The sequence below is a fragment of the Teretinema zuelzerae genome (genome assembly GCF_021021555.1).
GTDB lineage: Bacteria > Spirochaetota > Spirochaetia > Treponematales > Treponemataceae > Teretinema > Teretinema zuelzerae.
The window spans coordinates 1296321-1308068 of sequence record NZ_JAINWA010000001.1; the positions used below are offsets into that span (position 1 = coordinate 1296321).

General features: G+C 57.7%; 9 protein-coding genes. 5 read left to right on the forward strand and 4 right to left on the reverse strand.

The features are described from left to right. Positions 1 to 33: 33 nt before the first annotated feature. Positions 34 to 1947: a hypothetical protein gene (locus K7J14_RS05840; protein ID WP_230754250.1), complete on the reverse strand. Its 1914-nt coding sequence runs from the start codon at positions 1945 to 1947 to the stop codon at positions 34 to 36. Positions 1948 to 2001: 54 nt separating this feature from the next. On the opposite strand from K7J14_RS05840, the gene K7J14_RS05845 reads away from it, so the two are divergent. The 5 genes from K7J14_RS05845 (at position 2002) to K7J14_RS05865 (ending at position 8209) form a co-directional block, all read left to right on the forward strand. Continuing rightward, a complete protein-coding gene (locus K7J14_RS05845; protein WP_230754251.1) occupies positions 2002 to 3465 on the forward strand; it encodes a tetratricopeptide repeat protein in 1464 nt (487 codons plus the stop codon). Between the two features lie 10 nt (positions 3466 to 3475). Further along, a complete protein-coding gene (locus K7J14_RS05850) occupies positions 3476 to 4468 on the forward strand; it encodes a DHH family phosphoesterase (RefSeq protein WP_230754253.1) in 993 nt (330 codons plus the stop codon). Continuing rightward, a complete protein-coding gene (locus tag K7J14_RS05855; protein WP_230754255.1) occupies positions 4443 to 5621 on the forward strand; it encodes a TraB/GumN family protein in 1179 nt (392 codons plus the stop codon). The genes K7J14_RS05850 and K7J14_RS05855 overlap by 26 nt, the downstream gene beginning before the upstream one ends. Before the next feature lie 139 nt (positions 5622 to 5760). Beyond that, positions 5761 to 7143: a glycoside hydrolase family 30 protein gene (locus tag K7J14_RS05860; RefSeq protein WP_230754258.1), complete on the forward strand. Its 1383-nt coding sequence runs from the start codon at positions 5761 to 5763 to the stop codon at positions 7141 to 7143. A gap of 37 nt (positions 7144 to 7180) precedes the next feature. Beyond that, positions 7181 to 8209: a LacI family DNA-binding transcriptional regulator gene (locus tag K7J14_RS05865; protein ID WP_230754260.1), complete on the forward strand. Its 1029-nt coding sequence runs from the start codon at positions 7181 to 7183 to the stop codon at positions 8207 to 8209. Between the two features lie 19 nt (positions 8210 to 8228). Here K7J14_RS05865 and K7J14_RS05870 read toward each other — a convergent pair whose 3' ends face one another. From K7J14_RS05870 to K7J14_RS05880, 3 genes are all read right to left on the reverse strand, one after another. Continuing rightward, positions 8229 to 9254, reverse strand: coding sequence for a carbohydrate ABC transporter permease (locus K7J14_RS05870; protein ID WP_230754262.1), 1026 nt, complete (start codon positions 9252 to 9254; stop codon positions 8229 to 8231). A 2-nt stretch (positions 9255 to 9256) separates the two neighbouring features. Continuing rightward, complete coding sequence (locus K7J14_RS05875; RefSeq protein ID WP_230754264.1) at positions 9257 to 10192, reverse strand: carbohydrate ABC transporter permease; 936 nt, start codon at positions 10190 to 10192, stop codon at positions 9257 to 9259. A gap of 80 nt (positions 10193 to 10272) precedes the next feature. Then, positions 10273 to 11652: an extracellular solute-binding protein gene (locus K7J14_RS05880; protein WP_230754266.1), complete on the reverse strand. Its 1380-nt coding sequence runs from the start codon at positions 11650 to 11652 to the stop codon at positions 10273 to 10275. Between the last annotated feature and the right edge of the window lie 96 nt (positions 11653 to 11748).

An 11748-nucleotide genomic window follows, 5' to 3' on the forward strand; every position in this document is an offset into this window, starting at 1 on the left:
GGCGAAAGCGCTTGTCCGCACGCGCCGCGCAGGCTACTGGGCGGGAGCGGCAGGAAGGGCTTCAACCTCGGGAATCGGCACCGGCGACGGGTTTTCAGGGGAAGCGCTTTCAACGGGAGCTTCCTTGAGAACGGCGCCCGGCCATATCACGACTTCTTCAATCTCGGCCTTATGCCGCATTTTCAGATACAGGGTGCTCGTCTCTTCGTTATAGCGGTAGCCCGAGGAATTATAGCTTTCGAAGCGGGGATCCGTGCGGAAGTCCATTCCGTAAATCTGGATGCGGTTGAAGGGCTTCACGCCGCGGACGACCATGTAATGCGTATCGCCCTGAGGAAAGCGAACCGTGAACGAGATAGATCCGTCGGTTCGGGTTTCAGCCTTGACCGACTGGGCGCTCGTCCACGCCCAGACTCCCGGGCCGAGCGACGATGACAGGGACAGCGCGTGCGGATACCATGAGTTGCCGCTCATAACCGCCGGATACACTTCTGCCGGGTCTAAAAGCTGCTCAGCCTTCGCGACGATGCCGGACTTCTCTCCGTTTCCCTCTCCCGCTACGAGGGCGAATTTTGCCGGCAATACCGCTCTGTCCCCGCCGAAGGCGAGAAGAGAGGTCGCCAGCAGACGCCCGGCCGAAGCCCAGGCGGAGCGCGATGAAAGCGAGGCGCCGTAGCGGATCAGGATGTTGGCGGTCTGAATGCTCAGGAGCGTATCGATCTCCGTTCCGTCCCGGCTTACATACAGCTGATCGTCTACGCGAACCAGAGCGTCCTTGAGGATGCGTTCGCACGCGTCGACGAGGGGGCTGAACGGATTCTCGGCGGCTGAAGCAATCGCCGAGTAATCCATCGACACTTCAAGAAGTCCCGCGGCCTGGCGGGGAGTCAGGCGGGATACGTCGAGCGCGACGGCCAGCCTGGACAGGTCGGTTAACAGAACGGAACTTCCGCGGTCAACGAGATAGGGCACCAGAGAAGGGAACTCGAAACAGCCGAGATCGCCTTCGGAAATCTTGCGGGATAACAGCGAACGGTCTTCGCGCTCTTTAATAATCATGCCGGCGGTCGTTTTTTCCAGATTGTTGAAGAAGGTGTTCGTCTGCCATGTCCTCGCCCGCCCGCTTCGGTAGGATTCCGGAACGGATTCGAGCCCGGCGGCGTACATGCCGGTCCGGCCCATTTCGGCAATATACGAAGCGACGAGGGGCTCGGTCAGCTTTCCGGCCGTTATCGAGTCCCGGAACGAGGAGAGGGAACCGGCGGCGAACCGCTCGAGGGCCTTGCGATAGGCTGCCTCGGACGCGGCCGGAATGCCGGCCAATTCCTCGATGACGAGGCCCCTCACGGGAATCCAGGTCTTATAGAGGGCAACCGGAGAAGCCCGGGTGAGATTAAGCCGGCGGATTTCCGCGCGATCGATCGCGTCGATCGGAAAGCCCGGGAAATAATACCGATGCTGGCCGCTCGCTACCAGAATCTGGGAATCGTTTTTTTCAAGCTTCGCGCTTCTGATTATCTTGTACGGCAGGGCGGCTTTCTGGTATTTTTGGGTGAGGGAAGCGGACACGCTGATTATATCGACATCGCCCCGGGTTTCGGACGCAAACGAAAGAGAAACTGAATCGGCGAAGAATACCGTAAACGAGTCGTCGTCTCTTTTTATCGCGGTCGCTTCCAGCGAATGCTGCTTGCCTGCCGGAGTCCACACCACGAGGGGATTCTGATCGTCGAGGAAAAAATCGACGCCGTTGGCGGATACATGAAGGGGCAAAACGGGTACAATGCTTCCGTCGCCGCCCTGAACGCCGGTGCCGGAGACGCGGAGCTTTCCGAGGGTGTAAGAAAAAGAACCGCCCGAGGTAAACTGCAGCGCGAATATGCCGAGAATAATGCAAAGGTAGAGCGCCGTGAGACCGAAAATCCTGCGGGGAACATGCTTCATCATTTGCCTGAGTGTAGCTTAAAGCGCACGGATAAATCAATGCTGAACGAGGGATACATGAAAAAGACGAACCGGACGATCACACATACATGCGTTCTCGCATTCGCCGCGGCGGCAGTCCTGGCCGCGGTCTCCTGTAAAACAGCTCCGGAAGCCCCGCGCGGGGACGGCCCGGCCGCAAGCGAGAAACAGGAACAAGCGGCTGAAGCGTACACCCGCGCGGGGTTCGCTGAAAACCTGAAGAGGCTTCTCGAAGAGAAGCGGTTCGAAGAAGCTCTCGCCTCCTTCCGGAACGTACCCGAAGCGGACGCTTCGTCCTTCGAATTCAGAATGATGAAGCTCTCCATCATGATTTCCGCGGAAAAGCTTGCCGAAGCCGAAGAGCTTGCCGGAGCCCTCGCGACCGAACAGCCCTCGAATACCGACGTGATGTACGCGCGCGCCGTCATCGCGACCGCCGCCGGAGACATGAAGGGCAGAACAGCCCATCTCGAGGCTGTCCTCAAGGCCGACCCGAATCACAGCCAGGCGATGACCGGCCTCGCCCTCGATCTGTTGGGGAAGAAGAGCTATAAAAAGGCCAAGGATCTTCTGGTGAAGGCAATCGCCTCGGATCCGCAGAATTCCGACGCGCTGCTGGGCCTTGCCCGCGTCTACTACATCCAGGCCGACCTTGAGAAAGCAGGGGACACCCTGAACCTGGCACTGAAAAAAGCGCCCGAAGACAGCATCCTCTGGGCCGAGCTGGCGCGGGTGAAATCCGAAACCATGGATCTCCCCGGAGCGATCGACGACATCGAAAAAGCGATCGACATAGACTCCGACATCTACGGACACTGGATCGATTACGGAACCTATCTCATTTCCGGCTCCAAAAAAGCGGAAGCGCGGACCGCCTTCTCCCGCGCTATAGAACTGAAGCCGGCCGAATATCTTCCCTATATATACCGGGCGGGACTGAACGACGATCTCGGCAACGAAGACGAAGCCCTCTCCGACTACCGGAAGGTGACGGAGCTCTATCCGCAGTACTTTTATGCGGCCGAAAGCCTGGGCATTCTCCTGTGGGGACGCGGAGACTACGCGGGGGCCCGTGCGGCCTTCCTCCTCGCGCTCGAGGGAAATCCGAAAAACGTTTCCTACGCGCTCATGGCCACGCTCTGCTCCTATCGCCAGGAAAAAGAAGACGAAGCGAAAAATTTCATGGGCAAATACATCACCACCCTCGACAGAAACAGCACCGAATATTTTCTGTGCAGGCTCTTCGTCGACCGGGCCGGAGACTCGGAAGTGCTGAACAGAATCATGAAGGAAAAGAACCTCAACACGAGAAACCGGATGCTGTTCTATTCGGCCATGTATTACGACCTCTTCCAAAACAAATCGATAGCGCAGAAATATTTCATAGAAATCGTTTCCCTCCCGGCTCCCAACTTCTTCGAATTCCGCCTGAGCCAGTGGGAGCTCAAGAGGCTCGAAAGCGCAGCTGATACGAACAGTTCCCTGTCCGTTCAAGGCTGAGGCTACGGAGATGGAAAGGCCTCTCGAACAGCTGCGCGCGGCCCTTGATTCCAAGATTCCCGTTTTGGTTCAAACCCATGATTTTCCCGATCACGACGCGATGGGAGCCGCGTACGCCCTGTGCGAACTGCTGCTCCGGCTCGGCTACGAGTGCTCCATAACCTACGGGGGAATGATACAGAGCATTTCCCTCGCCTCGATGATCGATCAGCTGGACATCCCCCTGCTTGCTTTCGAGGATGCGGTGAGCGGTCCTGAACGCCAGACCATCGTAGTCGACGGCTCGCCGGCCGCCGGAACGATCAAGGCTACGGCGGGAAGGCTCGTAGGCGTCATAGACCACCACCCTTCGAGGAAACCGATGAAGTGCCCCTTCGTCGACGTGCGCACGCAGACGGGTTCGTGCAGCGCGATAATCTGGTCGTACTGGAAAGAGGCGGGGGAAGAGCCCGACAAGACGACGGCAACGGCCCTCCTGGCCGGCATCCAGCTCGACACCGATTTTCTTTCGCGCCGGGTGAGCGCCGAGGACCTTAACGCGCACTATGATCTTTTCTTCAAGGGAAACAGCAAGCTTGCGCGAGAAGTCGTCCGCACCGCGCTCAGCCTGGAACAGCTGCCTGAAATCGGGCGGGCGCTCATGGAATTCCGCGTAAACGGCGTGTTCCTGCTCACGGAGGTCCACGGCGACTACTCGAGCGAGCTTCTGTCCGTGCTGGCGGATTTTCTGCTGCGCCTCAAGGAAATCCAGTTCGTCACTGTTATAGAAGTATCGGGCGGAGAATACCGGCTTTCCGCCAGAAGCAGGAGCCACGACATCGACGCGGGCGAAATAATCAGGCGGGTGCTTTCCGGAAAAGGCACCGGCGGAGGACACCCCCACATGGCGGGCGGATTCATCAAACCGAATAAATATCCCGGAGCGGAGCGGCTCCTTTTGGACATAACGAATGCTGCGGCGGAGTACAGGAGCGAAAATGAAACAGACAGTCAGGGAAATTGAACTTAACGGACGAAAATTCATCTTGGTGGGCACCGCCCACGTTTCCCGGGAAAGCATGGAGGAAGCCGCGGCGGTCATCCGCGGAGAACATCCGGACCGCGTATGCGTCGAACTCGACGAAGGCCGGCTGCAGGCCCTGCAGAACGAAAAGGGGTGGCAGGAGCTGGACATTTCGAAGGTGCTTCGCGACGGCAAGGGCTTCCTTCTGCTCGCGAACCTCGTCCTATCGTCTTTCCAGAAAAAAATGGGCTCGGAAATCGGCGTGAAGCCGGGAGACGAAATGAAGGAATCGCTGAAGGTCGCCGGAGAGCTGTCCATTCCGACCTCTCTCGTAGACCGGCCGATCCAGATAACCCTCCAGCGCGCCTGGGCCAAGAACGGATTCATCGGAAAATCGAAGCTGCTGGCGACCCTTGTTTCCAGCGCGTTTTCCGACGAAAACATTTCCGAGGAAGATATTGAAGGACTGAAGGAACAGGGCGCGATGGACGCGATGATGAGCGAACTGGCCGCCTACCTTCCGACGGTAAAGGAAGTCCTGATCGACGAACGCGACCGCTACCTCGCCTCTCATATCTGGGAAGCTCCCGGAACTTGCTCGGTCTCCATTCTGGGCGCGGGACACCTTCCGGGAACGGAACAGGCTCTCCGGGACATAGCATCCGGGAAAATCTCGTCCGACGCGTCCGATATTTCGTCGCTCCCGCCGAAAACCCTCGCATCGAAGCTCGGAGGGCTCGCGATTCCCGCGCTCATAATCGCCCTTTTGGGAGCGGGATTCTTCACCGGAGGAACCGCGGCGAGCCTGGACATGCTCGTGCGATGGCTGCTGTGGAACGGATCGCTCGCTGCGGTCGGCACGATTTTGGCGTTCGGACACCCTGCCGCGGTAATCACCGCCTTCGTCGCCGCGCCCGTAGCGACGATAAACCCCTTCGTGGGAGTCGGCCTGTTCTCCGGCCTCGCTCAAGCCTGGGCGCGGAAACCGCGGGTGGTCGACATGGAAACCCTCGCAACCGACGCGGGAAGCGTGAAAGGCTTTTACCGGAACAGAATCTCGCATGTGCTTCTCGTGTTTTTCCTTTCAAGCCTCGGCGGAGCGATCGGAAACTTCATCGCGGTTCCGGCCCTCATCGGCACCCTCGTTAAATAAAGCCCTCCGAGAAGGGAGGCTCCTGCTTCAAAGGAAACTCCCTTCGTTTTCAGCCTTTTTTCATCATTCGCTTGTGCCTTTTCATCCTGCCTGCTATAATTGTTTGCGTAAACATTTTAGTTTTTAACAGGAGAATCAAGTGAAACTAGTGAATATTCATGAAACCGCGAAAGATTCAGCATCACGGCTGTCACAGCTCAATCCGGCAGAACGGGAGGCGTCTTCGCCGAAGCATCTTTCCTGCGTCGTTAAAATAGACCCGAACAGAACCTACCAGACGGTCGAGGGATTCGGAGGCGCGCTGACGGAGGCCTCGGCCTATGTGCTCTCCGCCCTTCCGGAAGAAAAACGGGAGGAAGTGATAGCCTCGTTCTTCGATCCCGTTGCGGGGCACGGATGGACGCTCGCGCGGACGCACATCAACAGCTGCGATTTCTCGCTCGAGAACTGGGCCTGCGTCGAACAAACAGACGAAACACTGGAGTCGTTTTCGATGGAAAAGGTCGAACAGCGGCAGCTTCCCCTGATCAAACGGGCTATCGCCCATGCAGGAGGAAGCCTCAAACTCATGCTCACGCCCTGGAGTCCGCCCGCGTGGATGAAGGACAACAACGACATGAACCACGGCGGAGCCCTCCTGAAAAAATACTATCCGCTGTGGGCAGCGTACATCGTCCGTTTCATCGACGAACTGAAGGCGCGGAACGTTCCGGTATGGTGCATGAGCGTGCAAAACGAGCCGGAAGCGACTCAAACCTGGGACTCATGCCGGTGGACGGGAACGGAGGAGGCGGAGTTCGCCGTGAACAATCTCGGTCCGGCGCTGGAAAAGGCGGGATACCAGGACCTTCCGATCCTGGTTTGGGATCATAACCGGGACCGCCTGTTCGACCGGATGAAGGAAACAATGAGCGTTCCGGGGGCGGATGAGTACATCGGCGGGGCAGCCTTCCACTGGTATTCGGGAGACCAGTACGATACGGTGCGGAAAACTTCGCTAACCTGGCCGGGAAAAAAGCTGCTGTTCACCGAAGGCTGCGTCGAAGGCGGAGCCCGTCCGGGCGCCTGGTTCCCGGGAGAGCGCTATGCGCACAACATCATCAACGATCTCAACTCAGGCTGCACCGGATGGATAGACTGGAACATCGCGCTCGACATGGAAGGCGGACCCAATCACGTGGGCAATTTCTGCGATGCGCCCGTACTCGTAGACACGGAAAACAAAACGGTTCTCTATCAGAGCAGCTGGTATTATCTGGGGCACTTCAGCAGATTCATCAAGCCCGGCGCGGTCCGCATAGATTGCGCGATGGATTCGTGGATGACGCCGGCAACCGTGGACGGCCGGATGGGAAACACGATGGAATCCTGCGCCTTCCGCAACCCCGACGGCACGATCGCACTCGTATTGTGCAACCGTACCGAGGCTGATATGATTTATACCCTGGAGTGCCCGCAACTGAGCGAAGACAAGGCTTTCCGCTGCCCGCCGAGGGGCATCCAGACTCTATTGATAGGCTGATGCTACAAAGCCGAAAACCCGCCCAGGAGGATTACCGATGGCAACCCAAAAGGAAGTCGCGGAACTTGCAGGAGTTTCTTTTATCACCGTATCGCGCGTCGTAAACAACGAAGGGAACGTGAAGGAAGAAACCCGCCGGCGGGTGGAAGAGGCGATACGAACGCTCGGCTACGAGCCGAGCTTCGCGGGAAAGGCCCTGAATTCGGGAAAAAGCAGCACCATCGGCGTCATGACCCCGGCCCGCTTCGGGGACGGCATGGAAAACACCTATCTGATGAGCGTGCTGCGGGGAATACAGGACACCTGCAGGGACAAGGGCTACGACATTCTCTTGTCGCCGCTTTCCGAGAACGATCCCGGATTCGACTACCTCAGGCCGTACCGGCAGAAAAAGGCCGACGGGATGATCTACGTCGGGCTGCGGTCTCTCACCCCGGAACTGAGCGATGAAATCCGGGACAGAAAAATTCCCTGCGTGGTGATCGGAGACCGCCCGGCCGAATCATTCCTTTCCTGGATCGACACGGACAACGAAACGGCCGCCTACGAGACGACCCGCAGAATATGGGAGCTCGGCCACAGGCGGATAGCGTTTCACGGACTGTCGAAGGAGCACCGCAACGAAAACATCGCGGACCGCGAGCGCGGCTACCGCAGGGCAATCAAAGAGCTGTCCGGAAAGGACGCGGACGAAAAGCTGGTGCTCCGCGCAAGCTACGATATTGAAGAAATCAGGGCAAGCGCGAACCGGGCCTTCCGGACCGAGGAAGACCGGCCGACGGCGATTTTCTGCTCCACCGACATCCGGGCCCTTGCCGTCTTGCGGGAACTGGAAACGCTCGGGCTTTCCGTTCCCCGCGACGTCTCGGTGGCAGGCTTCGACGGATTCATACAGAATCACATCGTGCATCCCTCCGTGGCGACGAACGCCCAGCCTCTTGTAGAGATGGGGCGGCGCGCGGCGGAGATTCTCATCGACGAAATCATCACCGGAACAATCATCCGCCGCGAGGAAATATTCCCCGTGCCCTTCATCCCCGGAGAAAGCCTCGCCCGTCCGCGCTGAACGGACGAAGCCTTGCACGCTATTTATCGACTCCGGTAACGACCACTCCCTGCATGAAGAACTTCTGCGCGAAGAAAAAGATCGTGAACGGCACGACGCAGGCGATGAGGCTCGCCGCCTGCACGAGATGGCCTTCCGTTGTGTACATATTGTTGAAGGTGGACAGCCCGACGGTTATCGGCTGAAGATCGGGCTTTCCGGCAAGGTAGATCAGCGGTCCGAAGAAGTCGTTCCACGCAAAGAAAAAGTGGAAGAGGGAAACGGATATCACCGCGGGAACGGCCTGCGGAAGGATCACTGAAAACAGGGTTCTCAACGGTCCGGCACCGTCGATGCGGGCGGCTTCGTCCATCTCGCGGGGGATGCCCATGATGAACTGCCTGAGCAGGAACACGTTGTAGGCGTTGGCGAAAAAAGGCGGAACCATGAGCGGGAGCCAGGTTCCTACCCAGCCGAGACGGAAAAACATCGAGTACGTCGGAATGAGGGTCACCGCCGAAGGCAGAATGATCGTGGAAATCAGTACGACGAACAAGATCTTCTTTCCGGGAAAGGCGAAGCGCGCGAATCCGTAGGCGACCAGGAGGGACGACAGGACGGTTCCGAACGTGGTGACGATCGCGTAAAGGGCCGTGTTTTTCAACAGCCGTACGAACTTCACGGCTTCCCAGGCGCGCCGGTAGTTCTTCCATTGCGGGTCGAGCTTCCATACCGGCTCAAGGGTGCGCCATTGGCCCTCCCACTCTATTTCGCCCGATTCAACGCTTTCTGGATCGATAAAGACGGATGAAGCGCGGCCTTTGCCCACGATAGCGAGCTCACGGAGCGTGCCGTCAGCCGCCGGAACCTGGAGAATGTCGCAATCGCGGCCCTTCCATGAGAACGTCTTCGGGGAACGAGGTATCGGAGACTGGCTCAGCGACGCGATCTGCTCCTTCGTTTTTAGAGACATTGAAACCCCGTAGGCCAGGGGCATCAAAAACACCGCGAGAATGCAGACGCTTAAAATGGTGATGAAGGTTCGCTGCGTTGTTTGGTTTTTCATGATCAGTCTTTCCCCCCGGCGTAATACACCCATCGGTTCGATGTTCCGAAGAGCACCAGTGTAAAGAAGAGGCCCAGGGCGAAGATGAGCCAGGCGATGACGGCTCCGTAGCCCATGTTGAAATAGGAAAAGGATTGGCGGTAGAAATACACCATGGGGAAGTTGGTCATGCCGTTAGGAAAACCGCTTCCCTGGTTGATGACGAAGGGAATGAGAAAATACTGCATAAGGCCGACGATGCCGGTGATGAGGTTGTAGAACAGCACGGGGGTCATCATCGGTATCGTAATGGCGAAGAGGCGGCGGGGGCCGTTTGCGCCGTCGATGAGGGCCGCCTCGTATAGTTCGGTCGGAATGCCCTGAAGGCCGGCGAGGAAAATCAATATCGTGTTTCCGCAGCCCCAGAGGCCTATCATCGTATAGGAGATATAAATAAGGCGCGTGTTCGCGAGCCAGCGGATGCCGTCGACTCCGGTAACCTCGAGGCCGGTCAAATGCTTGATCGACAGATTTATCCAGCCGACATGTTCGTTGAGAACGCCGTTCCAGATGAGTACGGTGGATACGAGCGGCACCATGGTGGGAAGGTAAAACAAAACCCGGAATAATTTGGTTCCCAGCAGAAGCCGGTTATTCAGAAGAATCGCGACCACCAGGGAAAAGCCGAAGCTGATGGGGAGGGATATCAGGGTATACTGCAGGATCCTCCCGATCGACGCGAGAACCTGCGGATCTTCCGACAGGGCTCGAACCCAGTTCTTCAAGCCGACGAAACGGTTGTTCTCCGGCTGAATCAGATTGAAATCCATGAACGAAAACAGAAAGGAAGCGGCCATCGGCACAAGATAAAAAATCAAAAATCCGGCAAGCCAGGGGGCGATGAACATCAAGCCCCACAATTGTTCCCTTTTCAACGGAAGACCCAAAATACGTCTCATACAAAATCCTTCGGCAGAGTGGAATAAAAAGGCCGGCCGCCGGAGGAGAGATCGGACGGCCGGCCCGGGACTAAAAAACCTTATTTTGCCGCTGCGAAAATCTTTTCAAGATCGGCCTTGAGCTTGTCCGCTTCCGCGTTTACGGAAATGGATGGTTCGTTGGTCAGGACGTTCCAGAAATCGGAATAGCGGGTCGTCGTTTCCTGGAAGCTGGGCATCCAGCCTTCATGGTTGGGATTGTCGGCGTAGGCGATGCTGTCCACGACGATGGAAGCGTCGATAGAAGCGGAAGGGAACTTCGTCGCGAAAAACTCGGAAAGGAAGCCTTCCTGCAGGTTCTTGCGCGCGGGCATTCCTCCGTAAATCTTGAGGAGGTCGGACGAGCCTTCGCCCAGAAGCCAGGAGAGAACCTTGAACGCGGCGTCGGGATTCTTCGACTGCTTGGTGATCACGAAGGTGTCGGCGTGCATTTTCGCGGTGGTTTTTCCGTTCCATTCAGGCATGGGATAAATGTCCCAGTCGAATTTGATCTGGGCAAAGCCGGCGTACCAGAGATGGCTGTGGTCCATCGCGATCTTGCCGGAAGCGAACCAGTCTCCGCCGCCTAGGATGTCGCTGGAACCATAGGGTCCGTTCGGGATGAAGTTATCCTTCCACATGCCGTCGTAGATCCAGTTCCACGCTGCAAGCCAGTTCGCGGGGATCTGGGCCTTGCCGGAGGCGTCTGTGAAGCTGCCGGGTCCGAAGAGGGTTCCCCAGGAGCGGGCGTCGCCCCACTGCTGGCCGAAGCCCCACTGAACCATGCTCGCGCTGTCGAAATCCGCTTCCGTGGAGTCGCGGCCCTTGGAGTCGACGGAAAGCTTGCGGGCGAGCATTTTGACGGTGTCGTAGTTCCACGGCCATTTCTTGCCGTTTTCGTCCACGTACTGCTCGCCGTATTTCTTCGGAGGCAGGGGAATTCCCGCTTCCGCGAAAAGCTCCTTGTTCACGTACATGAACGAGGGGTAGATCGCGAAGGGAAGCCCGACGAGGCCCTCGTTCTTGTCGCGGTAGAATTCGACCATGGAGTTGTCGAACTGGGTCAGATCGTACTTTGTTTTTTCTACAAGAGGAGCAAGGTCGAGCCAGGTTCCCTTGAAGCTGTCGCGGCCGCGGATGCCGACCGGTCCGACGATGTCCGGAGCGTTTCCGCCGGAAATCTGGGTGGCCAGGGTGTTGTACGCCTGGCTGTTGTCTACGATTTCCAGCACCAGCTCGATCTCGTTTTGAGACGCGTTGAATTTATCCACCACCGCTTTTTGCGGCGCGAACGTCGGTTCGTCCGAACCGGCTCCAAGACCCACGAACCAGCGAACCTGCGTTTTCTTCGCCGCGGGAGCGGACTTCGCGCAGGAAAAAGACATGAGTGCCGCGATCATAGTCGCCGCAGCCGCCAGAACAATTCCTGTTCTTTTTTTCATACAATCCTCCTTCAAGATTCAGTTCCTTCTATATTGTTCGCGCATGCATCGCTCATGGCGACGCTGCGCAGGACCCAAGAACAGCGCAATAGCGCC